This window comes from Paracoccus sp. IB05 (genome assembly GCF_016405985.1).
Classification (GTDB): domain Bacteria; phylum Pseudomonadota; class Alphaproteobacteria; order Rhodobacterales; family Rhodobacteraceae; genus Pseudogemmobacter.
Genome location: NZ_JAEFCF010000006.1, coordinates 20,755 through 47,602 on the forward strand (window position 1 = coordinate 20,755; position 26,848 = coordinate 47,602).

General features: G+C 63.8%; 24 protein-coding genes. 10 read left to right on the top strand and 14 right to left on the bottom strand.

The window, feature by feature from the left end:
• Positions 1–39: 39 nt before the first annotated feature.
• Positions 40–1,116, bottom strand: a complete 1,077-nt coding sequence (locus tag JC607_RS05565) for a 5-(carboxyamino)imidazole ribonucleotide synthase (RefSeq protein WP_198835961.1) — start codon at positions 1,114–1,116, stop codon at positions 40–42.
• Positions 1,109–1,603, bottom strand: a complete 495-nt coding sequence (purE, locus tag JC607_RS05570) for a 5-(carboxyamino)imidazole ribonucleotide mutase (protein ID WP_198835962.1) — start codon at positions 1,601–1,603, stop codon at positions 1,109–1,111. Before purE ends, JC607_RS05565 begins: the two co-directional genes overlap by 8 nt.
• Before the next feature lie 256 nt (positions 1,604–1,859).
• Between purE and JC607_RS05575 the strand changes: the two genes are divergently transcribed.
• From JC607_RS05575 to JC607_RS05595, 5 genes are all read left to right on the top strand, one after another.
• Entirely contained in the window at positions 1,860–2,765 is a 906-nt protein-coding gene (locus JC607_RS05575) for a TIGR01459 family HAD-type hydrolase (protein ID WP_198835963.1), read from the top strand.
• A gap of 145 nt (positions 2,766–2,910) precedes the next feature.
• Positions 2,911–3,363, top strand: a complete 453-nt coding sequence (locus JC607_RS05580) for a MaoC family dehydratase (RefSeq protein ID WP_370584760.1) — start codon at positions 2,911–2,913, stop codon at positions 3,361–3,363.
• Positions 3,364–3,431: 68 nt separating this feature from the next.
• Positions 3,432–4,355 carry a bifunctional riboflavin kinase/FAD synthetase gene (locus JC607_RS05585; protein WP_198835965.1) on the top strand — a complete coding sequence of 308 codons (924 nt, stop codon included), beginning with the start codon at positions 3,432–3,434 and terminating at the stop codon, positions 4,353–4,355.
• A gap of 93 nt (positions 4,356–4,448) precedes the next feature.
• Positions 4,449–4,901 carry a YcgN family cysteine cluster protein gene (locus tag JC607_RS05590; protein ID WP_198835966.1) on the top strand — a complete coding sequence of 151 codons (453 nt, stop codon included), beginning with the start codon at positions 4,449–4,451 and terminating at the stop codon, positions 4,899–4,901.
• Positions 4,901–5,923, top strand: a complete 1,023-nt coding sequence (locus JC607_RS05595) for a low specificity L-threonine aldolase (protein WP_198835967.1) — start codon at positions 4,901–4,903, stop codon at positions 5,921–5,923. The genes JC607_RS05590 and JC607_RS05595 overlap by 1 nt, the downstream gene beginning before the upstream one ends.
• Before the next feature lie 15 nt (positions 5,924–5,938).
• Here the strand turns inward: JC607_RS05595 and JC607_RS05600 are convergent, their stop codons facing one another.
• Positions 5,939–6,769 (bottom strand): alpha/beta fold hydrolase, encoded by an 831-nt coding sequence (locus tag JC607_RS05600; protein WP_198835968.1) that lies wholly within the window; start codon positions 6,767–6,769, stop codon positions 5,939–5,941.
• 178 nt (positions 6,770–6,947) lie between these two features.
• On the opposite strand from JC607_RS05600, the gene JC607_RS05605 reads away from it, so the two are divergent.
• Together JC607_RS05605 and JC607_RS05610 are read left to right on the top strand one after the other, a co-directional pair.
• On the top strand, positions 6,948–7,967 hold the full coding sequence (locus tag JC607_RS05605; protein WP_092895332.1) for a ribose-phosphate pyrophosphokinase: 1,020 nt from the start codon (positions 6,948–6,950) through the stop codon (positions 7,965–7,967).
• Positions 7,968–8,089: 122 nt separating this feature from the next.
• Positions 8,090–9,166: a phosphatase PAP2 family protein gene (locus tag JC607_RS05610; RefSeq protein ID WP_198835969.1), complete on the top strand. Its 1,077-nt coding sequence runs from the start codon at positions 8,090–8,092 to the stop codon at positions 9,164–9,166.
• Positions 9,167–9,171: 5 nt separating this feature from the next.
• Here JC607_RS05610 and JC607_RS05615 read toward each other — a convergent pair whose 3' ends face one another.
• The 7 genes from JC607_RS05615 to JC607_RS05645 form a co-directional block, all read right to left on the bottom strand.
• A complete protein-coding gene (locus tag JC607_RS05615; RefSeq protein ID WP_198835970.1) occupies positions 9,172–9,519 on the bottom strand; it encodes an H-type lectin domain-containing protein in 348 nt (115 codons plus the stop codon).
• Between the two features lie 122 nt (positions 9,520–9,641).
• On the bottom strand, positions 9,642–10,043 hold the full coding sequence (locus JC607_RS05620) for a F0F1 ATP synthase subunit epsilon (protein WP_198835971.1): 402 nt from the start codon (positions 10,041–10,043) through the stop codon (positions 9,642–9,644).
• 9 nt (positions 10,044–10,052) lie between these two features.
• A complete protein-coding gene (gene atpD / locus JC607_RS05625; RefSeq protein WP_198835972.1) occupies positions 10,053–11,492 on the bottom strand; it encodes a F0F1 ATP synthase subunit beta in 1,440 nt (479 codons plus the stop codon).
• 21 nt (positions 11,493–11,513) lie between these two features.
• Positions 11,514–12,386 (bottom strand): F0F1 ATP synthase subunit gamma, encoded by an 873-nt coding sequence (locus tag JC607_RS05630; protein WP_198835973.1) that lies wholly within the window; start codon positions 12,384–12,386, stop codon positions 11,514–11,516.
• 21 nt (positions 12,387–12,407) lie between these two features.
• Entirely contained in the window at positions 12,408–13,946 is a 1,539-nt protein-coding gene (gene atpA / locus JC607_RS05635; RefSeq protein WP_198835974.1) for a F0F1 ATP synthase subunit alpha, read from the bottom strand.
• Positions 13,946–14,506, bottom strand: coding sequence for a F0F1 ATP synthase subunit delta (locus JC607_RS05640; protein WP_198836116.1), 561 nt, complete (start codon positions 14,504–14,506; stop codon positions 13,946–13,948). Before JC607_RS05640 ends, atpA begins: the two co-directional genes overlap by 1 nt.
• Before the next feature lie 361 nt (positions 14,507–14,867).
• Entirely contained in the window at positions 14,868–15,731 is an 864-nt protein-coding gene (locus tag JC607_RS05645; RefSeq protein WP_198835975.1) for a methyltransferase domain-containing protein, read from the bottom strand.
• 113 nt (positions 15,732–15,844) lie between these two features.
• Here JC607_RS05645 and gloB point away from each other — a divergent pair, with 113 nt between their 5' ends.
• On the top strand, positions 15,845–16,612 hold the full coding sequence (gloB, locus tag JC607_RS05650) for a hydroxyacylglutathione hydrolase (protein ID WP_198835976.1): 768 nt from the start codon (positions 15,845–15,847) through the stop codon (positions 16,610–16,612).
• Positions 16,613–16,780: 168 nt separating this feature from the next.
• Positions 16,781–19,099, top strand: a complete 2,319-nt coding sequence (clpA, locus tag JC607_RS05655; protein ID WP_198835977.1) for an ATP-dependent Clp protease ATP-binding subunit ClpA — start codon at positions 16,781–16,783, stop codon at positions 19,097–19,099.
• 1,641 nt (positions 19,100–20,740) lie between these two features.
• On the opposite strand, the gene JC607_RS05660 is transcribed toward clpA, so the two are convergent.
• From JC607_RS05660 to JC607_RS05670, 3 genes are all read right to left on the bottom strand, one after another.
• Positions 20,741–22,357 (bottom strand): peptidoglycan -binding protein, encoded by a 1,617-nt coding sequence (locus JC607_RS05660; protein WP_198835978.1) that lies wholly within the window; start codon positions 22,355–22,357, stop codon positions 20,741–20,743.
• Positions 22,358–22,360: 3 nt separating this feature from the next.
• Positions 22,361–23,650 (bottom strand): biopolymer transporter ExbB, encoded by a 1,290-nt coding sequence (locus tag JC607_RS05665; RefSeq protein ID WP_198835979.1) that lies wholly within the window; start codon positions 23,648–23,650, stop codon positions 22,361–22,363.
• 223 nt (positions 23,651–23,873) lie between these two features.
• Positions 23,874–24,431, bottom strand: coding sequence for a gamma-glutamylcyclotransferase (locus tag JC607_RS05670; RefSeq protein WP_198835980.1), 558 nt, complete (start codon positions 24,429–24,431; stop codon positions 23,874–23,876).
• A 65-nt stretch (positions 24,432–24,496) separates the two neighbouring features.
• Here JC607_RS05670 and JC607_RS05675 point away from each other — a divergent pair, with 65 nt between their 5' ends.
• Positions 24,497–25,528, top strand: a complete 1,032-nt coding sequence (locus JC607_RS05675) for a DUF2125 domain-containing protein (protein ID WP_198835981.1) — start codon at positions 24,497–24,499, stop codon at positions 25,526–25,528.
• A 32-nt stretch (positions 25,529–25,560) separates the two neighbouring features.
• On the opposite strand, the gene JC607_RS05680 is transcribed toward JC607_RS05675, so the two are convergent.
• Positions 25,561–26,838 carry an extensin family protein gene (locus JC607_RS05680; protein ID WP_198835982.1) on the bottom strand — a complete coding sequence of 426 codons (1,278 nt, stop codon included), beginning with the start codon at positions 26,836–26,838 and terminating at the stop codon, positions 25,561–25,563.
• Positions 26,839–26,848 lie beyond the last annotated feature (10 nt).

The following is a 26,848-nucleotide window of genomic DNA, read 5'->3' on the forward strand; positions in this document are numbered from 1 at the left end:
CTCCCGCCGGAGGCTCCCGCTCAGCCAGAGACGCCCCGGTCAGCCCTTCACGACCCGGTTCACATGGCCCATCTTGCGCCCCGCGCGCCAGGCGCCCTTGCCGTAAAGATGCACCGCCACGCCGCTTTCGCGCAAAAGCTCCGGCACGCGTTCGACATCGGCGCCGATCAGGTTCTCCATCACCACATCGCTGTAGCGGGTGCCATCCCCGAGGGGGAGCCCGGCCACCGCGCGGATATGCTGTTCGAACTGGTCCACCACACAGCCCTGCTGCGTCCAGTGGCCGGAATTATGCACCCTGGGCGCGATCTCGTTCACCAGCAGCCCCTCGCGGGTGACAAACAGCTCCACCCCCATCACGCCGACATAATCCAGCGCGTTGAGGATCCGCGCCGCGATCAGCACCGCATCGCTGCGCAGGGCCGGAGAGATCCGGGCCGGAACCGTCGTGGTCCGCAAAATACCTTCGCTGTGCACATTCTCGCCCGGGTCAAAGGCCGCGACCTGACCATCCGCGCCCCTGGCCGCGATCACCGAAATCTCGCGCTCGAAGGATACGAAGCCCTCCAGCACCGAAGGCGCCCCCGCCATGCCCGCCCAGGCGGCGGCGAGGTCGGTCTCCGGCGCCAGCCGCAGCTGACCCTTGCCGTCATAGCCGAAGCGTGTGGTCTTGAGGATCGAAGGCACCCCAAGGCGCGCGACGGCCCCGACCAGATCGGCATGGCTGTCGACCTGCGCGAAAGGCGCGGTTTTCAGGCCAAGACCGGTCAGAAACTGCTTTTCGGTGATCCGGTCCTGGCTGATCGCCAGCGTCCGGCGATTGGGGCGGATCGGGCGCACCTCTTCGATCGCATCCAGCGCGGCGGTCGGCACATTCTCGAATTCATAGGTGACGACATCGACGCTTTCGGCGAAAGCCCGCAGCGCATCGAGATCTTCATAGGGCGCCGTGGTGACGCGGGCCGCCACATGCCCCGCCGGCGCCGCGCCCGGCTCAAAGATATGGGTGACATAGCCCAGCCGGCTCGCCGCAACCGAAAGCATCCGCCCGAGCTGGCCACCGCCCAGAATGCCGATCACTGCGCCAGGCTCCAGCGGCTTCATCGCGTCACTCATCTTTCGGCTCCTCAGGGATAGAGGCGGAAAGCTCCGCCCGCCAGGCATCAAGCCGCGCCGCAAGGCCCGTATCTGACACGGCAAGGATCCCCGCCGCCATCAGCCCCGCATTGGCCGCGCCTGCTGCACCTATTGCCATGGTCGCGACCGGAAAGCCCTTCGGCATCTGAAGGATCGAATAAAGACTGTCGACCCCCGAAAGCGCTTTCGTCTGCACCGGCACGCCGATCACCGGCACCCGCGTCTTGGACGCCATCATGCCCGGCAGATGCGCCGCACCACCCGCGCCCGCGATGATCACTTTCAGCCCGCGCGCCACCGCCGTCTTGCCATACTCCCAGAGCCGGTCCGGCGTGCGATGGGCCGAGACGATCTTCGCCTCATAGGGGACCCCCAGTTCATCAAGGATCAGCGCGGCCTCTTTCATCGTGGCCCAGTCGGACTGAGACCCCATGATGATGCCGACAGTTACGGTATCTTCCGGCATGACGCCCCCGTTTCAGCCCTGTGGGATCCGGCCCTGTGGGTGCCGGCCCAGTGGTAACCAGTGGTAACCGGACCTTTGCCGGTGTCTTTCGGTCCTATAGCGCATGTTCCGACAGGAGCAAGCGTAAGCCGCCCCCCTGGCCCTGCAACCATGCCCCGGACCGCACTATGGGCTTTACTATGGGCTTTACTGTGGCCTTTGCCATTCCGGTCTGGCTCGCCTATGCCTTAACCTGCCTGCTGAAAGGAAGCGCCCCATGTCTCTGCCGCCCCGGACCACCCTGATCCCGTCCCTTGCCGAGATAAGCGGCACATACGACGCGCTGTTCTGCGATCTCTGGGGCTGTGTCCATAATGGCGAAGAGGCCTTCCCGGCCGCAGTCGCAGCTTTGCAGGCCGCGCGGGCCAGTGGGGTGACGGTGCTGCTTTTGACCAATTCGCCGCGCCCGAAAGAGGCGGTGATCGCGCAGCTCGACCGGATCGGCGTGCCGCGCGATGCCTGGGACGAGATTGCCACCTCGGGCGATGCGGCGCAGTTCGGGCTCCTGACCGGGGCGGTCGGGCGGCGCGTGTTCCATATTGGCGCGGAAAAGGACATGTCCTTCTTCACCACCTTTGCCGCCGATCTCGCCGGTCTGGCAGCGGCCGAAGCACCGGTTACCCTCGTGTCGCTGGCCGAGGCCGAGGGCATCGTCTGCACCGGTCTCAGGGATGACCTGACCGAGACCCCGGCCGATTACCGGGCCGAGCTGCTGCTTGCGAAAACCAACGGGCTGAAAATGCTCTGCGCCAATCCCGATATCATTGTCGACTGGGGGGACCGGCGGATCTATTGCGCCGGTGCGCTGGCCCAGACCTATGAAGAAATGGGCGGCGAGACGCTGTATTTCGGCAAGCCGCATCCGCCGATCTATGACCTGGCGCGCCGCCGGCTGGCCGCGCTGACCGGGCGCGATGACATGCGCATTCTCTGCATCGGCGACGGCCTGCCGACCGATATCCGGGGCGCCGGGGCCGAGGATCTGGATGCTCTGTTCATCACCGGCGGCATTCATGCCGAAGAATTCGGCACAGATGCGCAGCATCCCGACCCGGCGCGGCTGAACGCCTGGCTCGCGGCGCAGCAGCAGGCGCCGCTTTTTGCGATTCCCGCTTTGGCCTGAGGCAGTGCGAGGATCTGGTGTGGTAATTTAATTCCGATTATGGGCACACAATCGCAAATTACTTGCGCCACGGATTGCTCTGCACCGCAGCATCTGGTAAACCTGTGGCTGACGGAAAGGATTCGTCCCCACAGGATCAGCCATGATGTTCGACCACAGCCATAATCAGCCGCGCGGCACGATCTGTATCGAGGATCTCGAAATCGGGATGCGCCGCAGCCTGACGAAACAGATCACCGACCGCGATATCGAACTGTTTGCCGAGGTCTCGACCGACCGCAACCCGGTGCATCTGGATGATTCTTATGCCCAGGACACGATTTTCCAGGGCCGTATCGCGCATGGCATGCTGACGGCGGGGCTCATCTCGGCGGTGATCGGCGAACAGCTTCCCGGCCATGGCACCGTCTATCTGGGTCAGAGCCTGAAGTTCATGGCCCCTGTCCGCCCCGGCGATATGGTGACCGCAGAAGTGACGGTCCTTGCGATTGATCACGCGAAACGGCGGGTTACCCTTGAAACCACCGCGTCTGTCGGTAAAACAACGGTCCTGAAGGGTGAGGCTGTCGTTCTGGCACCAAGCCGCAAATTCGACTGACCGGGCCTGACGCAGGACAATCTGAGGCCAGATGATCTGCGCCGTGGCCGAAACGCCTGCGGGGAAGAATGCAGATTCATCAGGACTGGCACTGGCTTGACGCTGCGGGCCGTGGAACCTCCTGCGCCCTTGGCAATTTCGATGGCGTGCATCTTGGGCATCAGGCGGTGATCGACCTGGCCCGGGGGCCGGCGCCACTGGGGATCGTGACCTTCGAGCCGCATCCCCGCCAGTTCTTCCAGCGCGATGCGGGCCCGTTCCGGCTGATGAATGCCGAGGCGCGGGCGAACCGGCTCGCAAAGCTCGGGGTCGAACATCTGTTCCAGTTGCCGTTCAATGCGGGTCTCGCGGCACTGACGCCCGAAGAATTCGCGCGCAAGGTTCTGGCCGAGGGCCTTGGCATCAGCCATGTGGTGATCGGCGAGGATTTCTGTTTCGGCAAGGGTCGCGCAGGCCGCGCCGAAGACATGAAGCGGCTGGGCGAGAAATATGGCTTTACCACCACCATCGCGCCTTTGCTGAAACAAGGCGGGATCGGCATTTCCTCGACCGCGATCCGCGATGCGCTGAGTGAGGGGCGACCCGGCGATGCGGCGGCGATGCTGGGGCACCTGCACCGGATCGAAGGCGCGGTGATCCATGGCGAGAAACGCGGCCGCGAGCTGGGCTTCCCGACCGCGAATATGGATCTGACCGGGCTGCATCTGCCACGTTTCGGGGTCTATGCGGTCAGGGTCGATGTGCTTTCGGGCCCACAGGAAGGCAGCTATATGGGGGCCGCGAGCCTTGGTGTGCGGCCGATGTTCAACGGCGTGGCGCCGAATCTTGAAACCTATCTGCTGGATTTCAAGGGGGATCTCTATGGCCGCCACCTTTCGGTGGCGCTCGTGGAATTCCTGCGGCCAGAGCTGAAATTCGACGGTTTGCCGGCCCTGATCACCCAGATGAACGAGGACTGCGATCAGGCGCGGGCGGTGCTCGCTGCAGGCTGACGCCGCGGTTTCTGTACAGAAACCGGCCCAAAAATCTGCAAAGATTTTTGCGCCCCCCTTTCCATTCGCGATGCGCGGGATCAAATAGCGCCTATGTCCAGCCTGCGCCCCCGTTTCTGGGAAACCGTCCCGCTCAAAAAGATGACTCCTGCCGAATGGGAGGCGCTTTGTGATGGCTGCGGCAAATGCTGCCTGAACAAGCTGGAATTCGAGGATACGGGCGAGCTGGTCTTCACCCGCGTCGCCTGCCGCCTGTTCGACAATGCGACCTGTCTGTGTTCGGATTACCCCAACCGCAAGAAACATGTGCCGGAATGCGTATTCCTGACGCCGAAAACGCTGGCGAAATCCGCGTATTGGATGCCCGAAACCTGCGCCTATAAGCGCCTTTACTACAACGAGCCGCTCCCCGACTGGCATCCGCTGCTCACCGGCGATCCGGACAGCACCCATAGGCTCGGCCCGACGATCCGGGGCCAGACCGTGTCCGAACTGACGGTTCCCGAGGAAGACTGGGAAGACTACCTGCTCGGTGAGGAAGAGTGATGCATTTCGCCTCTGACAATTGCTCCGGCGTGGCGCCGCAGATCATGGCGGCGCTGGTGCGCGCCAATGAGGGCCAGGCGCCCGGCTATGGGACGGACCCGCTGACATTGCGTCTGACCGCGCAGATCCGTGAGATTTTCGACGCGCCCGAGGCCGAAATTGCCCTGGTCCCGACCGGCACTGCCGCCAATGCGCTGTCACTGGCGGTGCTCGCCGCGCCCTGGAGCGCGATTTTCGCGCATGAGCTGGCCCATATCACCCGGGACGAATGCGGCGCGCCCGAGTTTTTCACCCATGGCGCCAAGCTGGTGTCGGTGCCGGGGTCGCATGGCCGCATGTCACCCGAGGCGCTGCGCGCGGTGATCACGGCCCGTGGCACCGGCGGCGTTCATTCCGTTCAGCGCGGCGCCGTCTCTCTGACCAATGTGACCGAGGCCGGCACGGTTTATACTGCTGTCGAGACCGCGGCGCTTTGTGCGGTGGCGCGTGACTTCGGGCTGCCGGTGCATCTCGATGGCGCGCGCTTTGCCAATGCGGTGGTGGCGACCGGCACCTCTCCGGCCGATCTGAGCTGGCGCGCGGGCATCGATATCCTTTCGCTCGGCGGCACCAAGAACGGCTGTATGGGGGTCGAGGCGGTGGTGTTGTTCGATCCGTCGCGTGCCTGGGAATTCCAGCTCAGGCGCAAGCGCGGCGGGCATCTGGTGTCGAAACACCGCTTTCTGGCGGCCCAGATGTCGGCCTGGCTGGAGAATGGGCTCTGGCTCGACCTTGCAGCCCATGCCAACCGCATGGCGGCGCGGCTGGCCGCAGGGCTTATTGCAAAGCCCGGCGTCTCGCTGCGGGGCCCTGTCGAGGCCAATCTGATGTTCACGACCTGGGAGAGCGGTCTGCACAGCCGGCTCCGCGCTGGTGGGGCGAGCTATTACCCTGAGGATGGCGCTGGTTTTGAAGGTGCGCGGCTCGTCACCGGCTGGTCCACCACGCCTGGTGACGTGGACCGGTTTCTCGCCCTGATCTGAAACGCCGGGCGGCCCTCAGCCGCCGGCCAGCAGCTCTTGCATTGCGCGCGCGATCGGCTCTGGATGGGTCAGCGGCAGCATATGGCCGGCCCCCTCGACCCGGATGCGCCGCGCGCCCGGGATACGCACCGCCAGCGTATCGAGGATTGCCGGCACGATGGCCGGGCTCTCACTGCCCTCGGCCAGCAGGACCGGGACCTGCAGGGCCTCGAGCCGGCCCGGCGCGAGCATCCCCGCCGCATCCTCCATCAGGACCGGGTTCAGATTGAACACCAGATGCATCCGGTCTGCCATATAGCGGCGCTGACGTTCGGGCAGCGCGGCAAAGGGGATGCCGCCGCCCCAGGCCCTGTGAAACAGCGCAGCCGCCGCTTCGATGTCCTGCGCGGCGAGATCAGCCACCCGCTCATGTGCGGCAAAGTTCTCGGCAAAAACCTGTGTCCCCATGGCCGCGGCAAAGAGCACCGGCTCGGCGAGGGTCAGGCTGCGCACAAGCTCAGGCCGCTCCAGCGTGAGACGCAGCGCGACAGTGCCCCCGAAACTATGGCCGATCAGATCGACCGGCGCCCCGCCCCCGATCTCAGCCGCAAGCCCAGCCGCGATCGCGGTTGCGAGCCCATGCAGATCCGCAGCGGGCGGCGCGCTTTGCCCATGCCCCGGCAGGTCGGGCGCGGTGACCGTCGCCTCGGGCAAAAGCTGTGCCAGCCCCGCCCATGCCCCGCCATGCGCGAGGCTGCAATGCAGCGCCAGGAGCGGGCCTGCGCCAGATCCAAACCGCCGCACCGCCGTTTCATGGCCAGCGATTCTGTGCAGGATGGGGTCGGCGCGCCGGTCAGACAGGGTCATGGGGTCCTCATTGCGGTCTCAGATAGGCCATTCGCAGTTGCGAACATGCGTCATTTGGCATTTTCGTGACGGCATGGCCATATGCAGCCCCGGATTGCACGCCGCGCCCCTTTGCCCGGCCTTCCCTCGGTGCTATCCCGCCCGCATCCGATTCCGCTGCCCACACGGAGCCCAGATCATGGCCGCCATCAACGAGCCGAAACTTATTTCCGGTAATGCCAACCTTCCGCTCGCGAAATCCATCGCGCGCCGCATGTCTATGCATCGCGGCATGTCGATCAGCCTGGTGGATGCCAGGGTCGAGCGCTTCAATGACCAGGAGATCTTTGTCGAGGTGTTCGACAATGTGCGCGGCGAGGATATGTATGTTATCCAGCCGACCTCGAACCCGGCGAATGACAACCTGATGGAACTTCTGATCATGGTTGATGCGCTGCGCCGGTCCTCGGCGGCGCGCATCACCGCCGTGATCCCCTATTTCGGCTATGCCCGCCAGGACCGTCGCACCAAGGCGCGCACGCCGATCTCGGCCAAGCTGGTCTCGAACCTGATCCAGACCGCCGGCGTCGATCGCGTGCTGACGCTGGATCTGCATGCCGCCCAGATCCAGGGCTTTTTCGACATCCCCGTCGACAATCTCTATGCCAGCCCGATCTTCTCGCTCGATATCGAGCATCATTTCAAAGGCCAGCTGGATGATGTGATGATCATCTCGCCCGATGTCGGCGGCGTGGCCCGCGCGCGTGAGATCGCAAAGCGCATCAATGCGCCCCTCGCCATTGTCGACAAGCGCCGGGAAAAGGCCGGTGAAGTCGCCGAAATGACGGTGATCGGCAATGTCAGCGGCAAGAAATGTATCATCGTCGATGACATCTGCGACACCGCCGGCACCCTGTGCAAAGCGGCCGAGACGCTGATCAATGCCGGGGCGACCGAGGTCCATGCCTATATCACCCATGGCGTTCTCTCGGGCCCGGCGGTCGAACGGGTGACCAAATCGGTGATGAAATCGCTGGTGATCACCGATTCCATCGCACCGACCGATGCGGTGCTGAACTGCCCCAATATCCGCATCGTGCCGACCGCGCCGATGTTTGCCCAGGCCGTGCTGAACATCTGGGGCGGCATGTCGGTCTCGTCCTTGTTCGAGACCGAGACCCTGGTTCCGATCTATGAGGGTCTCTACCCGCGCAGCTGAGAGCTGCGAGCGACCCTCGGGTCCTGAAAGTCAAGGGCGGAAACGGCTTACCCCGTTTTCGCCCTTTTCGCGACATAATGGCGTGTGAGGTACTCGATTGTTCTCTTCACGACGGGCCTGTTATGCAACATACAAGAATTTATTCTGAAGGAAAATTCGCCCCGCTGGTTTTGCCGACCCTGCGCGAACATGGGCTGCTGATCGCCCTTGTGGGGATATATGCCGCAATCGCGCTCGGTCTGTCCGAAATCTATGCGCCAAAACTGGACACCCAGGTTGGCCTGACCCTGTTCTGGAAATTTCTCGGCCAGGTGCCAGGTATGATCTATCTGGTGCTGATGTGGCGCTTTCTGCATATGCGCTATGTTGTCCGGCCCGCCGGTCAGATGGCCTGGTTCAAAGCCGATATCCGGCAGGCGATCTCAGATCCGCAGCGGATCGTGACCGCGGGGATCGGTCTTACCCTCGCCATCGCCATCATGGCGTCCTTCGCGCAGCTGAAGAAGATCATCCCGATCCTCAATCCCTTTTCCTGGGATCCGTCTCTCGCTGATCTCGACCGTTTCCTGCATTTCGGCATGGATCCGGGCGTCGCGCTGCATGCGGTATTCGGGCATCCCTGGGTCGTGACGCTGTTCACCGGCGCCTATAATTACTGGATGTTCCTGCTGTATTTCAGCCTGATTTTCACCTGTTTCAGCCTGGCAAAACCCCGCGAGCGGATCCGCTATTTCATCGCCTTCATGTTCTGCTGGGGCTTTGGCGGTAATCTGGTCGCCACGCTCTTCTCCTCGGTCGGCCCCGTCTATTACGAGCGGTTCGGCTTTGGCGATGATTTCGTGCCGCTGATGCAGCTTTTGGCTGAGCATGCCAGAACGCAACCGATCTCGGTTCTCGAGTCGCAGGACGCGCTTTGGTGGTACTATAGCGGGCCGGTTGGTCTGAACGGGATCTCGGCCTTCCCCTCGATGCATGTGGCCTCGACCGTGCTGATGACGCTATATGCCTATCAGTACAGCCGTCTGCTGGGGCGCATCATGACCGGGTTCTCGGTGGTGATCATGATCGGCTCGGTGCTGCTGGCCTGGCATTATGCCGTGGATGGCTATGCGGGGGCTGCAATCGCAATCGCCTCCTGGTGGGCGGCCGGCGCGCTGATGCGCCGCTTCCCCCGCTGGGTGCCGCAGGAACAGCGCTGAGCGCGCTATTCCACGTCCCATTGCTCGTCATCGCGGATCTGGCCCATCGCGGTCCAGTCCGCCCTGACGCGGGCGATGCGGCTGTCTCCCCAGGTGCGGAACACGATCTGGAACCCGGTCCCGGTAATATGCGCCGCCGAGAGATCGCAGCGCAGGTTGGTGCGGTTGTCCATATCCCACATCGACAGCCCGACCATCACCATCGGCACCGCCAGATAGGGATGGGCAAAGGTGATCTGTTGGCGGGTCTCCCGCTCGCCCTCGCCGACCCACATCTGTCCGCCATCGGCAAAATCCGAGAACAGGATCTTTGATCCCTGCTGAACGCCAATCGGTGTGTTGAATCGCTGCATAATCTGCTGACCGTACAATTCCGTGCCCCGATTATAAGCGAAACCCCGGAGAAAAAGAAAAGGCTCCTTCCGCAGAAGGAGCCTTTTCCTGTCTTTTTCCACTGTCCCGGGACAGCAGGGTCTCAGTGCTTTTGCACCGCATCGCGCAAGGCTGCCACATCCGAGACGTTCTTCTCGGCCTGGGCCTTGTCTTCGGGCAGCGCGGCATCGGCCAGCGAACGGGCCTCGGCGAGGATCTCGTCGAGGATCGTGCTGCTGGCTTCTTCCGCCGGGATTGCCCGCTCGGCCAGCACGGTCACGCCCGAGGGCGAGATATCCGCAAAGCCGCCGGTGACGATGTAGGACTTCACGCCCTCCGAGGTCACTGCGCGCAGGATGCCGGGGCGCAAAGTGGTGATGGTGGGGCTGTGCCCCTCCATCGCCGTCATGTCGCCATCAGCGCCGGGGATCTGCACTTCGGTAGCAGAGACCGAAGCGAGACGCCGCTCGGGGCTGACGAGGTCGAATTGCAGAGTGCCTGCCATGATGCCCCCTTACGCCGCAGCTGCCGCGAGTTTGGCAGCCTTGGCTTTCACTTCTTCAATGCCACCGACCATATAGAAGGCAGCTTCCGGCAGGTGATCATATTCACCAGCCACAACCGCTTTGAACGAAGCGATGGTGTCTGCCAGCGGAACCTGCTTGCCGTCTGCGCCGGTGAAGACCTTTGCCACGTCGAAGGGCTGCGACAGGAAACGCTCGATCTTACGGGCGCGGGCCACCGTCAGCTTGTCGTCTTCCGACAGTTCGTCCATGCCGAGGATGGCGATGATGTCCTGCAGCGACTTGTATTTCTGCAGAACGCGCTGGACGCTCGTTGCGACGTTGTAATGCTCTTCGCCGATGACCAGCGGATCGAGCAGACGCGAGGTGGAACCCAGCGGGTCCACAGCCGGGTAGATGCCTTTTTCCGAGATCGAACGGTCAAGAACCGTGGTCGCGTCAAGGTGGGCGAACGAGGTTGCAGGTGCCGGGTCGGTAAGGTCATCGGCCGGAACGTAAACGGCCTGCACCGAGGTGATCGAGCCGTTCTTGGTCGAGGTGATGCGTTCCTGCATCGCGCCCATGTCGGTCGCCAGCGTCGGCTGGTAGCCCACGGCCGACGGGATACGGCCGAGAAGTGCGGACACTTCCGAACCAGCCTGCGTGAAGCGGAAGATGTTGTCGACGAAGAACAGAACGTCTGCGCCGGTCTCGTCACGGAACTGTTCCGCGATGGTCAGACCCGACAGAGCGATCCGCATACGTGCGCCCGGAGGCTCGTTCATCTGGCCGTAAACAAGGGCAATTTTCGACTTTTCCAGATCGTCCGGAACGATAACACCGGATTCGATCATCTCGTGATAAAGGTCGTTGCCTTCACGGGTCCGCTCACCAACGCCTGCGAACACGGACACACCCGAGTGCACTTTCGCGATGTTGTTGATCAGTTCCATGATCAGAACGGTCTTGCCCACGCCGGCGCCGCCGAAGAGGCCGATCTTGCCGCCTTTGGTGTAAGGCGCCAGCAGGTCGATGACCTTGATGCCGGTCACGAGGATCTCGGTCGCGGTCGATTGCTGTGCAAAATCCGGGGCCGGGGCGTGGATCGCGCGGCGGGTCTCGGTATTGACCGGGCCTTTTTCGTCGACCGGCTCGCCGATGACGTTCAGGATACGGCCCAGCGTCGCGGTACCAACCGGAACCGAGATCGGCGCGCCGAGGTCTTTCACCGGGGCGCCACGAACCAGACCTTCGGTCGCGTCCATAGCCACCGCGCGAACGGTGTTCTCGCCAAGGTGCTGAGCCACTTCGAGAACCAGGGGCTTGCCGTTATTCTCGGTCTCAATCGCGTTCAGAATGGCGGGCAGAGCGCCCTCGAACTGAACGTCCACAACTGCGCCGATGACCTGGGTAACCTTACCCGTGGCGGCAGCTTTCGGTGCTTTAGCCATTGTTCAAATACTCCGGGTTCGTCAGAGCGCCTCAGCGCCCGAGATGATTTCGATGAGTTCCTTGGTGATCGCTGCCTGACGGCTCCGGTTGAACTGGATGGTCAGCTTGTTGATCATGTCGCCGGCGTTGCGGGTCGCGTTGTCCATTGCGGACATCCGCGCGCCCTGCTCGGAGGCGCCGTTTTCAAGGAGAGCGGTGAAGATCTGGGTCGCGATGTTGCGCGGCAGCAGGTCGGCGAGAATGGTCTCTTCCGAAGGCTCGTAATCATAGAGCGACGATGCCGCCCCTGCTTCCGCCTCGAACTTCGCCGGGATGATCTGCTGCGCGGTCGGGATCTGGCTGATCACCGACTGGAAGCGCGAGAAGAACACCGTGACCACATCGGCTTCGCCATTGTCGAAGTAAGCCGTCGCCTGACGCGCGATATCCGCCGCATTGGCATAGCCCACGCGTTTGACATCAGACAGGTCGATATGGCCGACAAAGGCATTGGCCCAGTCGCGCTTGAGCTGTTCGCGGCCCTTTTTGCCGACGGTGAGGATCTTCACCGTCTTGCCCTGAGCGGTCAGCTCCTGGGCATGGGTCCGCGCCAGTTTGGCGATGGACGAGTTGAACCCGCCGCACAGCCCGCGCTCTGCCGTCATCACCACCAGAAGGTGGGTCTGGTCTTTACCAGAGCCGGCCAGAAGGCGCGGTGCGCCTTCCGATCCGGCCACGCCGCCGGCGAGCGAGGTCATGACCGCGTTCATCCGTTCGGCATAGGGGCGACCGGCTTCCGCTGCCTCCTGCGCACGGCGCAGTTTGGCAGCGGCAACCATTTGCATCGCCTTGGTGATCTTCCGCGTGTTCTTAACGCTTGTGATCCGGCTTTTCAGGTCCTTAAGGCTGGGCATCTGCCTTCTCCTTCAGGGCTCTTATGCGAAGTCTTTGGCGAATGCCGCGATAGCGTCTTTCAGCTTGGTCTCATCAGCGCCTTTGATCTTCGGGTCAGCCGAGGTCAGCCAGTCGAGGATCTCTTTCTTCGGGCCGCGCAGGTAAGCGAGCAGACCAGCTTCGAAACGACCGACGTCTTTCACGGCGACCTTGTCGAGGAAACCGGCGGTGCCCGCATAGATCACGGCGACGATTTCAGCATTGGTCAGCGGCGAATATTGCGGCTGCTTCATCAGCTCGGTCAGGCGCGCACCGCGGGCCAGCAGCTGCTGGGTCGAAGCGTCGAGGTCAGAGCCGAACTGCGCGAAAGCCGCCATCTCGCGATACTGGGCGAGCGACAGTTTCACCGGGCCGGCCACGGTTTTCATCGAATTGGTCTGAGCCGAGGAGCCCACACGCGACACCGACAGACCGGTGTTCACAGCCGGGCGGATGCCCTGGTAGAACAGTTCGGTCTCAAGGAAGATCTGACCGTCGGTGATCGAGATCACGTTCGTCGGGATAAAGGCCGAGACGTCGCCGCCCTGGGTCTCGATCACCGGCAGCGCGGTCAGCGAGCCCGAACCGAAATCCTCGTTCAGCTTCGACGAACGCTCGAGCAGGCGGGAGTGCAGGTAGAACACGTCGCCCGGATACGCTTCGCGGCCCGGCGGGCGGCGGAGCAGCAGCGACATCTGACGGTAAGCCACAGCCTGTTTGGAAAGGTCATCATAAATGATGAGGGCATGACGGCCATTGTCGCGGAAGAATTCTGCCATAGCGGTCGCCGAGTAAGGCGCCAGGTATTGCAGCGGTGCCGGGTCCGAAGCGGTCGCAGCCACAACGATGGTGTAAGCCAGCGCGCCGGTCTCTTCGAGTTTTTTCACCAGCTGAGCCACGGTCGAGCGCTTTTGCCCGATAGCGACATAGATACAGTAGAGCTTCTTCGACTCGTCGTCGCCAGCAGCCTCGTTATAGGACTTCTGGTTCAGGATGGTGTCGAGCGCCACAGCGGTCTTGCCGGTCTGACGGTCGCCGATGATCAGCTCGCGCTGGCCACGGCCAACCGGGATCATGGCGTCGATGGCCTTGAGGCCGGTCGCCATCGGCTCATGCACCGATTTACGCGGAATGATGCCCGGGGCTTTGACGTCGGCGACGCGGCGCTCGGTTGCTGCGATCGGGCCTTTGCCGTCGATCGGGTTGCCAAGGCCGTCAACGACGCGGCCCAGCAGAGCGTTACCGGCCGGCACGTCCACGATGGACTTGGTGCGCTTGACGGTATCGCCTTCTTTGATGTCCTGGTCCGAACCGAAGATAACGACACCAACGTTGTCGACTTCAAGGTTCAGCGCCATGCCACGGATGCCACCGGGGAATTCGACCATCTCGCCGGCCTGGATATTGTCCAGCCCGTGAACGCGCGCAATACCGTCACCGACGGACAGCACGCGACCGATTTCGGTCACTTCAGCGTCTTTGCCGAAGTTCTTGATCTGCTCTTTCAGGATCGCAGAGATCTCAGCAGCCTGAATTCCCATCACCCAACCTCTTTCATAGCATTCTGCAGGGAAGCGAGCTTCGACTTGACCGACGTGTCGATCATGGTCGAGCCCAGCTTGACGATAAGACCGCCGATGAGGCTTTCATCGACGGTTGCGTTCAGTTTGACGGTCTTGCCGACCTTGGCTTTCAGCGTGGCGGTCAGCTTTGTGACCTGCTCGGTGGTCAGAGCCACGGCCGAGGTCACCTCGGCGGTCACTTCGCCTTTTTCTTTCGCGATCTGAGCGCGCAGCACCGTCAGGAATTGCGGCAGCACGAAGAGACGGCGCTTGTCGGCCATCAGGCCCAGCGTGTTCGCGGTCAGCGCGTCGAGTTTCATCGCCTTTGCCACTGCGGCAATGGCGTTGGCCTGCTCTTCGCGCGACACAACCGGCGAGGCGATCATGGCGCCCAGATCGGGCGACACGGCAAGGGCGTCGGTCAGCGCTGCGGCATCGGCCTCAACGGCTTTCAGCGCGCCCCCTTCTTTCGCCAGATCGAAAAGCGCGGTGGCATATCGCGCGGCAATGCCCTGAGAGATCGAAGCTGATTCCGCCACGGTCGTCCTTCCCATCTATCCGGTCTCACCCTGCCCGACCACCGGCGTCGCCATCGTGCGTGCGCCATGGACAAAGGGAGACCTTTGTATCCGCTGTCGCGGGCGTCATTAACAGAGCGTGACCAACCCCGCAACCTTGTCAGTCGCGCTTTCGTGAGGGTTTCGGCCCCGATATTGCGCCTGCCGGGCGCGGGGCGCGGGGCTGCGACTCTTTGTAGCGGGTCACTGCGCCTGATTGACGCGCCCTGCCCATTCGCCCACCCGTTCGGGCAGAATCACATCAGCGCCCGACAGTGGCCTCAGGTGGGGCCTCAGGTGGGACGTCAGGTGGCTGGCAGAGCATTCAGCCGCAGTGCCAAATTCAGTCGCGGCAAGACGGCGTCACGCCGGTCGCAGCGGTCGAAGCAGCCGGGGACCTGCCGGTCTTTATCCTGCCGGTTGTGATCCTGCCGGTGGTGATATTGTTCAGCGCAGGTTCCGGCGGCGGGCCGCCCCGCACCCCTTCCAGCACCTTCAGGGGCCGCGTCACCACGGCCTTCAGCCCGCCCCGCGTCGGCGCATAGACCTGCTTGGTCGCCTCGACGATCAGGATCCCCCCGGACAGCCAGGGCAGGCGGCGGCCCATCCGTTCCCACAGATCAGCGGTCCTGAGCCAGAAGGGCGCCTGGCTTGGCGGCGCATGCAGCACGGTCGCGCTGCGTTCCGGCGTGAAGCCATGTAACCGCAGCTGCGCCTCGAGCTGAGCGCCGGAATAGGGACGGCCATAGCCAAAGGGTGTCCCGTCGCGCCGCGCCCAGAGGCCCGAGCGGTTCGGCACCACAAACACCGCCCGCCCGCCGGGGCCGAGCACGCGATGCGCCTCTTCCAGCACCGATGGCGGCTGGTCCGAGGTCTCCAGCCCATGCATCAGCACCAGCCGGTCGACAAACCCGGTCGAGACCGGCCAGGCGGATTCCTCGCACAGGACCGAGACATTGGGCATTCCCGAAGGCCAGGGCATCACGCCCTGCTGGCCCGGCATCAGCCCGATCACCCGGCGCGCCTCCTCCAGCCAGGGGCGCAACAGCGGCACCGCAAAGCCGAAGCCCGCAACCGTCTGTCCCGCCATCTGCCCGGCGCCCGCCGGCCACATCCGGATCAGCTGATCACGGATCGCACGCTGCGCCACCCGGCCAAGCTGGGTGCGGTAGTAGAAATCTCTCAGATCCTGCACGTCGAGGTGCATTGCGGTTGCTGGCTCCCTCTGGTGAACTGCGACGGATAAAGGTGAACTGAAGCGGATATTGGCCCCGGCGGCGGTACAGACCGCCCATCTTAGCGGCAGGAAAAGGAAAAGCTATGGCTCTCGAACTGGTAACGATCCCCTGCCTCAAGGACAATTTCGCCTTCCTGCTGCATGATGCCGCCAGCGGAGACACCGCCCTGATCGACGCGCCGGAACCCGGCCCCGTTCTGGCCGCGCTGGCGGAACGCGGCTGGACCCTTGGCCAGATCCTTCTCACCCATCATGACTGGGACCATATTGACGGCGTGCCCGGCATTGTCGCAGCCACCGGCGCAAAGGTGCTGGGCGCGGCAAAGGATGTGCATCGCCTGCCGCCGCTCGACCGCGCCCTGACCGAAGGCGACCATATCCGCGTGGGCGGCGAAGAGGCGGTCGTGATCGAAACCCCCGGCCATACTTTAGGCCATGTCAGCTATCATTTCCCGGTTTCGGGATTTGTTTTCACCGCCGACACGCTGATGGCCGCGGGCTGCGGCCGCATTTTCGAGGGCACCGCGCCCATGATGTGGCAGAGCCTGTCGAAACTTGCCGCTTTGCCGCCAGAGACACTGGTGGGATCGGGACATGATTATCTTGACAGCAATCTGCGCTTTGCCCTGACCCTTGAACCAGAGAATTCCGCACTTATCTCCCGTATCGAAGCTCTGGCCGGGCTGCGCCGCGAAGGCCGCCTGCCGATGCCCTCCACCCTTTCCGACGAGCTGGCCACCAATCCGTTTCTGCGCGCGCATCTGCCGCAGCTGAAACAGGCGGTGGGCCTGCCCGATGCCCCCGATGACGTGGTTTTCGCCGAAATCCGGGCGCGTAAGGACAGGTTCTGATCCGATTGCAGCGGGAAGTATCACATTCCTGCAATCCAAAGACAGAATTCGCGGGGGGGATCAGATTGCGCTTGAAGTACGCTGAATAAAACCGATCTTTAACTATATGAGGCCACGGTCGGAGTGGGACTGCTAATCCCCCCGCCCCCGAGGAACAGGAGCAGGCAAGTGCCGTCATTCTCGTCCACGCTCGAACAAGCCATTCATGGTGCGCTGGCTCTGGCCAATGCCCGCCGTCATGAACTGGCAACCCTTGAACATCTTTTGCTGGCCCTGATTGATGAACCCGACGCCGCGCGGGTGATGAAAGCCTGCTCGGTCGATCTGGATGAATTGCGCAAGACGCTGACCGATTTCGTCGATGAGGATCTTTCGACGCTGGTCACCAGTGTCGAAGGGTCGGAAGCCGTGCCGACCGCCGCCTTCCAGCGCGTGATCCAGCGCGCGGCGATCCATGTGCAGTCTTCGGGCCGCACCGAGGTGACCGGCGCCAATGTGCTGGTCGCGATCTTTGCCGAACGTGAATCGAACGCGGCCTATTTCCTGCAGGAACAGGATATGACCCGCTATGATGCGGTGAATTTCATCGCGCATGGCGTGGCCAAAAACCCCGCCTTTGGCGAGGCCCGTCCGATCCAGGGCGCAGACGAGCCGCAGGAAACCCCGAAAGCCGAGGCTGGTGAGGCGAAAGAATCGGCGCTGTCGAAATATTGCGTCGATCTGAACGTCAAAGCGCGCAAGGGCGAGGTCGATCCGCTGATCGGCCGTGAAGCCGAGGTCGAGCGCGCGATCCAGGTCCTGTGCCGCCGCCGCAAGAACAACCCGCTGCTGGTGGGTGACCCGGGCGTGGGCAAGACCGCGATTGCCGAAGGCCTCGCCTGGAAGATCGTGCGCGGTGAAGTTCCCGAGGTGCTCTCGGGCGCCACCATCTTCTCGCTCGATATGGGGGCGTTGCTGGCTGGAACCCGCTATCGCGGCGATTTCGAGGAACGTCTGAAGGCGGTCGTCAAAGAGATGGAGGACCATCCCGACGGGATCCTTTTCATCGACGAGATCCATACGGTGATCGGTGCCGGCGCGACCTCGGGCGGCGCGATGGATGCCTCGAACCTGCTGAAACCTGCTTTGCAGGGCGGCAAGCTGCGCACCATGGGCTCCACCACCTATAAGGAGTTCCGTCAGCATTTCGAGAAAGACCGCGCGCTGAGCCGGCGCTTTCAGAAGATCGACGTGAACGAGCCCTCGGTGCCCGACACGATCAAGATCCTGATGGGGCTGAAGCCGCATTTCGAAGAGCATCACGACCTGCGCTATACCAATGACGCGATCAAAACCGCTGTCGAGCTGGCGCATCGCTATATCAACGACCGCAAACTGCCGGATTCGGCGATCGACGTGATCGATGAGGCCGGGGCGGCGCAGCATCTCGTGTCGGAATCGAAACGCCGCAAGCAGATCGGGACGAAAGAGATCGAAGCCGTGGTGGCCAAGATCGCCCGTATCCCGCCGAAGAACGTCTCGAAAGACGATGCAGAAGTGCTGCGCGATATGGAAAAGACGCTGAAGCGGCTGGTCTTCGGCCAGGACAAGGCGATCGAGGCCCTGTCGGCGTCGATCAAACTCGCCCGCGCCGGTCTGCGCGAGCCTGAAAAGCCCATCGGCAATTACCTCTTCACCGGTCCGACCGGCGTCGGCAAAACCGAGGTGGCAAAGCAGCTGGCGAATACGCTGGGGGTCGAACTCCTGCGCTTCGACATGTCGGAATATATGGAGAAACACGCGGTCTCCCGTCTGATCGGCGCGCCTCCCGGCTATGTCGGCTTTGACCAGGGCGGCATGCTGACCGATGGCGTCGACCAGCACCCGCATTGTGTGCTGCTGCTTGATGAGATCGAAAAGGCGCATCCGGATGTCTTCAACATCCTGTTGCAGGTGATGGATCACGGAAAGCTGACCGACCATAACGGGCGGGCGGTGGATTTCCGCAATGTGATCCTGATCATGACCTCGAATGCCGGCGCCTCCGACATGGCAAAGGCCGCTATCGGCTTTGGCCGCGAAAAGCGGACCGGCGAAGATACGGCAGCGGTGGAGCGCACCTTCACCCCCGAATTCCGCAACCGTCTCGATGCGGTCGTGGCCTTCGGTGCGCTGCCGAAAGAGGTGATCCTGCAGGTGGTCGAGAAGTTCGTCCTCCAGCTGGAAGCGCAGCTGATCGACCGCGGCGTCCATATCGAACTGTCCTCCGAGGCTGCCGCATGGCTTGCCGAAAAGGGCTATGACGACAAGATGGGCGCCCGCCCGCTGGGCCGCGTGATCCAGGAGCATATCAAGAAGCCGCTGGCGGAAGAGCTGCTGTTTGGTGATCTGCAAAAAGGCGGTGTGGTGAAAGTGGTGGTGAAAGACGGCGCCATTGAGCTGCAGATCCAGGAGCCGGTCAAACCCCGGATCACCGGATCGAAACCGCCGCTCCTGACGGCTGAATAAAGCAAAACCCCCGCCACTGGCGGGGGTTTTCTTCCGGAGGCCCGGCCCTGCCGCACGCGTCGCGAAACTGTGTGCGCCGCGCCTTCGGGATCCCTGCAGATCTGTTCTCTCACCCGCAGTTTTCACCACAAGCGGCGCTCTCCGATCGGCCTGATGACGTGAAACGCTTCCTGTGGAGCGGGCAAGTGTTATTGATGCGAGAGAACCTGCCACCCGATGCAGGACTGCCATCTGCATCCTGACCACGCAATATCTGCACCACGCGGCGCCTTTCCCCCCGTCGCCGGAACCCCGAACAAACCACCTTGCAGGTCCGCCGCAGTCGGGACGAAGCCCTGACCAGGATGTTCCGGTACATCTGGCGTCTCTGCCATCTCCGTCGCGGCATTTCAGAACCCGGCCAGAGGCCCGCACCAAGCGCGTACGGTTCCGGATCCACAAAACCGGCAGCAGCTCTGGTCCCGTCATTATTGACAGCGCGGGGCGGGCGGTCAGCTGGTGACGCCGAGAAAAACCTGCATTGACCCTGCTTTGATTGCTGTCGGTTTTTTCTGAATTTTCGCAGGGTTTGACCGTGAAGCACCTGGAGCCGGATCTGCCGGACAGCCGAAACCATGGTATTGGAACCAGCTTGCAGCGCCCGCATACAGGTTCTTTTTGCGCTCCGATGGCTCAGCATCCGTAACCAGGGCAGGCTTTTCAGCGTCATGGCCTGTGGAAGTCCCGTACCATGAGACCAGTGAAGCGCGGCGCGGGAATGGCCGTTTGCGCTGGCGGACAGGGGGTCGTGCAGGCGGGCGTGGGGGGAGATGACCGCGATTGAGGGGCATGGATCGTGTTGATGCCCGGTCCGACGCGGCGATCTGTCAGAGAGCTTTACGCGCCCTCCCAGTGGCGACGGATGCAGGCGCGCTGCTCGGCCCAGGGCAGGATCAGGCAAATATCCGGGGGCGCGGCGGCTCAGCCAGAGGTGCCAGTCTGTGATCAGCGGGGCACCGCCTGCGCCCGGAGCTCGCGCATGATCAGGCGGTCGGATCGTTTGAACCCGAGCACTATCCTGATCGACAAGCGCAACCAGATGACAGGCTCCCGAGCACACCGGCCCGGCAAAAGCCCTGGGCCCTGACGGTAAAGTGACAGCCGACCGGCATATCCGGAGACGGCGACATGGGCGAGCGTGCCTTCGGCCCACACTCCCCTCCCGATCAGCCAGCCTGCCCTGCCGGCCTGAAGGGGGCGATCCTCGCAACGGTGACAGGCATAGCGCGGGCGGACGTGACGGTGGTGAAAGCGGGCGGGAACGACATCAGGCCGCTCGGCGCCGTTCCTGCGGGTCTTCCCCATATCGGGGCCGCCACAGGTCAGGTTGTCAGCCCGGGCTCGTTCACATGGCAGGTCTGCGACAGGTGGTCGGCCAGATGGCCATAAAGCGCTTGGTACAAACCGGCGATCCGACTTTCCTGACATTCGGTCTGCTCCTCCTGCTCCGCCCCGCCCCCCCAGCCACAAAATCACGCCAAAGCTGCGGGTGTTCACGGATGTCACGGCCGAGTGTCTCCGCCCCGGGCCCCCATAGGAGCGGGGCGTTCAGACCAGGGCCGTGGGTCACCTCCCCGTTCAGCGCCCCGATCTGCACGCCGTTCAACTCTCCGTCAGTTTCAGCTCGATACGGCGGTTTTGCGCCCGCGCCTGTTCGCTGTCGCCGGGATCCACCGGGCGGAATTCGCCAAAACCGGCCGCGGCCAGATGGTCGGGCGGGAAGCCGAGATCGGTCTGCATGAACCGCACCACCGACAGCGCGCGCGCCTGGCTGAGCTCCCAGTTATCGCGAAACGCGCCGCCGCCCGAAAGCGGCACATTGTCGGTATGGCCGTCGACGCGGATGATCCAGTCGATCCCATCGGGGATCTGCTGGCGGATCTCGTTCAGGATCGCGACCACGCCGGCGATCTGGCTGCGGCCTTCCGGAGACAGATCGGCCGAGCCGGGGCGGAACAGCACTTCGGATGAGAACACAAAGCGGTCCCCGACCACCCGGACGCCCTCGCGGTCCGAGAGCAGCGTGGAAAGCTGGCCGAAGAATTCCGAGCGGAAGCGCTCCAGGTCCTGGTTTGCCGCTTCGAGCCGGAGGCGCTCTGCCGCTTCCAGCTCGGCCCGGGCGCGCTGCTCGACCGCGACCTGGGCCAGCGCCGCATTCAGATCCTGGCCAAGCGATTCCAGCTGCAGCTGTGACGCCTCGCGCGCGGTTTCGGCATCATCCAACACCGCCCGAAGCGCGCCGAGCTGGCTGCGCAACTCTGCAAGCTGCTGGTTTAACAGCTCCATTTCCTGCGCGGCCTTCAGAACCTTTTCCTGTTCCGCCAGCAAAGCCGTCTGCGCCGCCGACAGAACCGCCTCTTGTTCGCTTTGCGCCGCCGCACCGCTGGCAGCCGCAGTCCGGGCGGCGGCGAGCAGGGTCAGCGTCTCTTCCGCCCGCTTGCGTTCCGCTTCCAGCGCCAGCGTCATCGCGGTGAGTTCCGTCTGCGATCCTTCCAGCCGCTTGCGCAGGGCCGCAAGCGCCGCCGCATCGGCCAGCGCCGCCGCTTCCTTCGCGTCAAGTTCGAGCTTTGCGGCGTCCAGCGCAGCCTTATCCGCCGTATCCGACGCCTTCATCTCGGCCAGAAGCGCCTCCAGCGCCTCACGCCGCGCTGCATCGAGACGCGCGGCCTCGCTCGCAGCATCAACCTCGCTGCGGGCCGTCGCCAAAGCGAGGCGCATCGCCTCCGCCTCGGTCGCCAGATCGGCATGGTCTTCCTTCAGCGCCGCAACTTCCGCCGCGCTGGCGGTGGCCTTTGCCTCTGCCGCCGCCCGGGCCACCATCAGCGCCGCGACCTGGGCCTCGAAATCGGTGATCCGCGCCGCAGCCGAGGCCAGCTCGCCCTCGCGGGCCGCGAGATCGGCGCGCAGACCGGCAATCACGCCTGCCTGCCGCTCGCCCTGCGCCAGGGCCGAGGTCAGTGAGGCCTGGAGACCGCCGACCTCGCCCTGCAATTCGCCCACACGGCGCCGCTCCATCCCGAGCGCCTCAGACAGCGCCGAAACCTGCTGGTTCAGCGCGGAAAGCTCGCTGTCCCGGACGGTGATCTGCTCCTGGAGCACCGATTGCATGACGGTGAAAATGGTGAGAACGAACATCAGCACCATCAGAAGCGTCGTCACGGCATCGACGAAACCCGGCCAGATCAGACTGGAATCGCGACGATTGCGGGAGAGCGCCATGCCTCAGCCCCGCGCCGGGGGCTGCGGCTGACGGGCAAGCTGCCGCACCGCCAGCGTCAGCTGTGCGAGATCATGGCGCAGATCGGCAAGGGTCTCCTGCCGGCCGGCGCTGACTTCCTCGAGCACCCGCAGCATCTGCACATCGATCGAGCGCAGCCGCATCCGGCTTTCGGGATCCTCGCCGGCAGGGCCGGTCTTTGACAGCGCCGCCAGAAGCCGCTCCTGCCCCTCCGCCATCCGGCGCAGGAGGGTCAGCGTCTCTTCATCCGGGACATGCCGGGCCCGTTCGGCGGCGCGTTCGGCTGCGCGTTCTGCAGCCCGTTTCGCAGCCAGATCCTCCGCCTGCTGCGCCGCTGCCTGATGCGCCGCCGCAAGCTGTGCCACGGCCGAAGACAACCCCTCCAGCCGCTGCTGCAGCCCCGCCCGCGCCTGATCGGCCTGGATGTAATGCGCCTGCAGTCCCTCCATCTGAGTGGCCAGCTGGTCGAGCACCATCACCGCCGCCGACTGATCGCCACCACCACCATCGCCTTCCACAAGGCCGATCCGCGTGATCGAAGACAGCCATTCTTCCAGCTCGCGGTAGAACCGGTTCTGGCCATGGCCGGCGAAGAGTTCGAGCAGGCCCAGCACAAGCGAGCCGCCAAGACCCAGCAGTGACGAGGAAAACGCGGTCCCCATGCCGCCCAGCTGGCCCTCAAGCCCCTGCATCAGTTTGCCGAAAATCGCGATGCCGCTTTCGCCTTCTTTGGGCGAAAGGCTGCGGATGGTCTCGACCACCGAAGGCACCGTGGTGGCCAGCCCCCAGAAGGTGCCAAGAAGCCCAAGGAAAACCAGAAGGTTGATCAGATATCTGGTGATATCGCGCGCCTCGTCCACCCTTTGCGCAACAGAATCGAGGATCGACCGGCCCGAGCTGGATGAGATCGCGAGGCCCCGCCCGGTCCGCGATTTCAGAAGCGAGGCCAGCGGTGCCAGCAGCAACGGCGCCTGGGTCTCATCAACGCCAGGCGTCTCACGGACAAAATTCTCGATCCAGCTGACCGATTGCGCGAGGATCCAGACCTGCCAGAAACAGGTGATCACCCCCAGGATGAAGACGAAAGCAATCATCCCGTTAAGCCAGGGATTGATCAGCATGATGTCTTCAAGACGTTTATGCATGAACCACACGCCCACTGCCACCAGGGCGCAGACGATCAACATGGTCACAATGGCGCGGATCGGCTGGCTGAAGGTCGTGCCGACCGCTTCGCGCGGCCGGGAACCCGGCGTTGCCTCGGGTCTTTGCATGAAGAACTGCCTGCCCAGTTGACTGCTTTTGTCGACCTTAGCAGGTTGCGCCGCGCTGCCAAATGAAATCCTGACGACAGCCTGCAGGTGTAAGCGCCGGAGCCTCCGGCGGGGATATTTAGAGACAGAAAATGATGCAGGCGCTGCGAGGCATTATTTTCTGTCTCTAAATATCCCGGGGGGGCTCCGTCAGGAGACGGGGGCAGAGCCCCCTGCCCGGCCTTCAGCCCGCGATCCGGCGCACCCTCTCCGCCAGCCAGTCAAGTTCAGGATCTGCAATACCCAGGTCGTCCAGGTGCTGCGTTGTGGACCACAGATAATCGCGGTTCGGACCGCGCCCGCCATGGGCCTGGGCGATGATCCCGGCCTGCTCTTCCAGCCCGAGGGCTCCGGTATATTGCGCGTGCTGCCGGTCAACCACATAGGCCAGCGCCTCGACCCCGCCCGCCGCAGTCTCGAGCTGCAGCGAAACCTCGAGATAGGCGGAGGAGACCAGCTCGCGTTCGCGCAAAGCGGCAAGCGTCGTGGCTTCCTCACCCGGCTCGACGCGGAAGGCGAGGCCGTCGCAATGGCCCGCCGCATCCGCATCGAGTGCCAGCACGAGGCCCGGATTTGCCTCGCTGCCGCGGTGATGGATCGACCACATGCAGAAACTGCGGCGCCAGCCCCGGGCGCGCGCCAGACGACGTTCTGCCACCGGGAATCCCGGGTTCCAGATCAGCGAGCCATAGCCGAAGATCCAGAGCGGGCCGGTTGTGAGGACGGGATCGGCTTCGGGCAAGGCTGGCTCTCCTGTGTCTCAACCTGTAAACACCGAAACGGGCTGTCAGGAAAAGGGGGCAAGCAATGCGCTGGCTGATCGGACTCGGTGTGGTATTCCTTACATTCTGGTGCGGCTGGTGGTTTGCCGGACGCTATGTGATCCTCAGCCAGACCGAACAGCTGATCGCGGATCAGCGTGCTTCGGGGGCGATGCTGGATCTGCCGGGCTTTGGCCTGACCGGGTTCCCGAGCCGCTTTGACCTTTCCACCGAGAGCATCGCTTACAGCGATCCTTCGGGAGGGCTCCGCTATCAGGGTGGCGCCGCCTATGCCTATGCGATGACCTGGAAGCCCTGGCATCTGGTTTTCTGGCTGCCCGACAGCCAGGTGATCACCCTCGGGGATCAGGTGTTTCAGCTCGACGGCAGCAAGCTTCATGCGAGCCTGCGCGCCGCGCCTGCGCTGGATCTGCCGCTGGCGCTGGCGGCCTTCTCGGCCGAGACGCTGCGCGTAACCCAGGCCTCGGGCCTGTCGCTGGGCTTTGGTCCCTCCAGCCTGCGGATCGAGGCGGCAGACGCGCCGAACAGCTATCATCTCGGGGCGACCCTGACCGCGATCCGGCCGGATCCGGCGTTCCTTGCGGCGCTGACGGCGGTCGAGCTGCCCCAGGCGCCCGAAACCACGCTTCCTGCCCAGATCGACCGGTTCCACTTTAACTCCATCGTCACCCTGACCGCACCGCTTGACCGTCATGCCGGTTCGACGAATCCGCAGGTGGTGTCGGTCGGGATCACCGATATCTCGCTGACCTGGGGCGAGCTGGAACTGGTGACCTCTGGCAATATCGCGCCCGACAGCGAGGGTTTTGCGGCCGGGACCGTCACGCTGACGGTCCGGGGATGGGAGCAGCTGCCACGCCTGTTGGTTGCGGCAGGCGTGATCGCGCCGAATATGGCCGGTTACCTGTCCGGCATGCTGCGTGGTATGGCCCAGCAGAATGCGGACACCCAGGAAGTCAGGATGGATCTGGTGCTGAAGGACGGGCTGATGAATTTCGGGCCACTGCCGCTGGGTCCGGCGCCGAAACTTGGCGCCCTGCCCACACCGCAGGGCTGAGAGACCCGGTCCCGCCTATGAATTGGGGCGCCTCAGCGGCAATAGGCGCCGTTGCGATGGCTGGCGGTATCGAAATGCATATGGTCTTCGTGATAGCCGTCCGAGCCCGGGCCAAGCGTGGTGCCAAAGATACCGCAGGCGCCCTTATGGGCCTTGCGCATCGTCTGATCAAACCCGCCCAGCACCCGCGCAACCTTGCCTGAGGCAAGCCGGAGGCCCGAAATATCCACCGCCTTGCCGCGCCCATGTTCCGAGACCTTGGCGCCCTTTTTGTTGTTCCGGGGGCGGCAGACATAGTGACCGGCAATCTGCAATTCGGCGATCTGATTGCCATAGGCCGGTTGTGCGACACGCTCGACCCAGGTGTTCAGCGCCTTGGCGGTGCCGCAGTCGATGGTCACCGCCATCGACAGCCGGACGCCTGAAACCGAAGTGACCCGGACCCCGTCCGACAGGCCGCAGCCCTGAACTTTCGAGGTGATCGGTGCGATTTTCTCGCCCTTGATCGCGGCGACGCCACAGACCGAGCCTTTGACGGAGGCCGGCTCTTTCGATTTCTTCCTGCCCCTGACGGTGTCTTTCTCCGGCACCACCTTTGGCACGGTGGCCGATACAGCGATTGGCGCCGAGGCCAGGCCGATGATTTTGGCCGGCCGCTGCTTTGGCCGCAGCGAGGTCATAAGCCCTGCGGCATTCGTCTCTGCCACCGGGGGGGCAGCAGCAGTTTCAGGGGCAGGGGCGGGTCTCGTCTGTGCCAGCTTTTCCACCGCCTTCGGGCGGGCTTTGGGGCGGGGGCCGGGGGGCGGAGCCGCCGCAGTTGCGACCACCGCAGTCGTCTCGGGGGCCGGTGACGACGCTGCTTTTGTCGCCGGGGCGACGCTCGCCGGGCCTGGGTTTGCGGTCGGTTGCGGTTGCGGCATCGACGCCGGCAGCATCTCTCCGATCGACGGCAGATGGGGCGCGGCTTCGGCCATAACCGGCCCCATAACCGGCCCAGCGACCGGCCCTATGAGCGGCTCAGCGACCGAACTGGCAACCTTATTGGAGGAACTGAGCCGGATCACATCCAGCCGGGGATTGACGGGCGGCGCCGGGATCGCCGGTTCTGCCGCGGCCAAAGCGGGCGCGGGCAGGGCCGGACCAATCAGCGCGGGGACAGGGGTGGACAGATTCGCGGACCCCGCCGCAGGGGCGGAGACGGCAAGCACAGGGTTGGCCAAGGGGCGCGGCGAGCGTTTCATCGGCTCGGCGAAGGCCGGTGTCATTGCCAGCGGGAAAAGCAGCAAAAGGGCCGCAAACCTGGGCTTCATCGCAATCTCC

Excerpts from the sequence above, each read along its gene's own strand:
- JC607_RS05595 (WP_198835967.1), top strand. The coding sequence starts at position 4,901 with ATGCATTTCGCCTCTGACAATTGCTCCGGCGTGGCGCCGCAGATCATG.
- JC607_RS05615 (WP_198835970.1), bottom strand. The coding sequence starts at position 9,519 with ATGCAGCGATTCAACACACCGATTGGCGTTCAGCAGGGATCAAAGATC.
- JC607_RS05600 (WP_198835968.1), bottom strand. The coding sequence starts at position 6,769 with ATGACCCTGTCTGACCGGCGCGCCGACCCCATCCTGCACAGAATCGCT.
- gloB (WP_198835976.1), top strand. The coding sequence starts at position 15,845 with ATGGCTCTCGAACTGGTAACGATCCCCTGCCTCAAGGACAATTTCGCC.
- atpA (WP_198835974.1), bottom strand. The coding sequence starts at position 13,946 with ATGGGAATTCAGGCTGCTGAGATCTCTGCGATCCTGAAAGAGCAGATC.
- JC607_RS05575 (WP_198835963.1), top strand. The coding sequence starts at position 1,860 with ATGTCTCTGCCGCCCCGGACCACCCTGATCCCGTCCCTTGCCGAGATA.
- JC607_RS05665 (WP_198835979.1), bottom strand. The coding sequence starts at position 23,650 with ATGCAAAGACCCGAGGCAACGCCGGGTTCCCGGCCGCGCGAAGCGGTC.
- JC607_RS05610 (WP_198835969.1), top strand. The coding sequence starts at position 8,090 with ATGCAACATACAAGAATTTATTCTGAAGGAAAATTCGCCCCGCTGGTT.
- purE (WP_198835962.1), bottom strand. The coding sequence starts at position 1,603 with ATGCCGGAAGATACCGTAACTGTCGGCATCATCATGGGGTCTCAGTCC.
- JC607_RS05620 (WP_198835971.1), bottom strand. The coding sequence starts at position 10,043 with ATGGCAGGCACTCTGCAATTCGACCTCGTCAGCCCCGAGCGGCGTCTC.
- atpD (WP_198835972.1), bottom strand. The coding sequence starts at position 11,492 with ATGGCTAAAGCACCGAAAGCTGCCGCCACGGGTAAGGTTACCCAGGTC.
- JC607_RS05605 (WP_092895332.1), top strand. The coding sequence starts at position 6,948 with ATGGCCGCCATCAACGAGCCGAAACTTATTTCCGGTAATGCCAACCTT.
- JC607_RS05660 (WP_198835978.1), bottom strand. The coding sequence starts at position 22,357 with ATGGCGCTCTCCCGCAATCGTCGCGATTCCAGTCTGATCTGGCCGGGT.
- JC607_RS05630 (WP_198835973.1), bottom strand. The coding sequence starts at position 12,386 with ATGCCCAGCCTTAAGGACCTGAAAAGCCGGATCACAAGCGTTAAGAAC.
- JC607_RS05565 (WP_198835961.1), bottom strand. The coding sequence starts at position 1,116 with ATGAGTGACGCGATGAAGCCGCTGGAGCCTGGCGCAGTGATCGGCATT.
- JC607_RS05585 (WP_198835965.1), top strand. The coding sequence starts at position 3,432 with ATGCAGATTCATCAGGACTGGCACTGGCTTGACGCTGCGGGCCGTGGA.
- JC607_RS05680 (WP_198835982.1), bottom strand. The coding sequence starts at position 26,838 with ATGAAGCCCAGGTTTGCGGCCCTTTTGCTGCTTTTCCCGCTGGCAATG.
- JC607_RS05590 (WP_198835966.1), top strand. The coding sequence starts at position 4,449 with ATGTCCAGCCTGCGCCCCCGTTTCTGGGAAACCGTCCCGCTCAAAAAG.
- JC607_RS05645 (WP_198835975.1), bottom strand. The coding sequence starts at position 15,731 with ATGCACCTCGACGTGCAGGATCTGAGAGATTTCTACTACCGCACCCAG.
- JC607_RS05675 (WP_198835981.1), top strand. The coding sequence starts at position 24,497 with ATGCGCTGGCTGATCGGACTCGGTGTGGTATTCCTTACATTCTGGTGC.
- JC607_RS05580 (WP_370584760.1), top strand. The coding sequence starts at position 2,911 with ATGTTCGACCACAGCCATAATCAGCCGCGCGGCACGATCTGTATCGAG.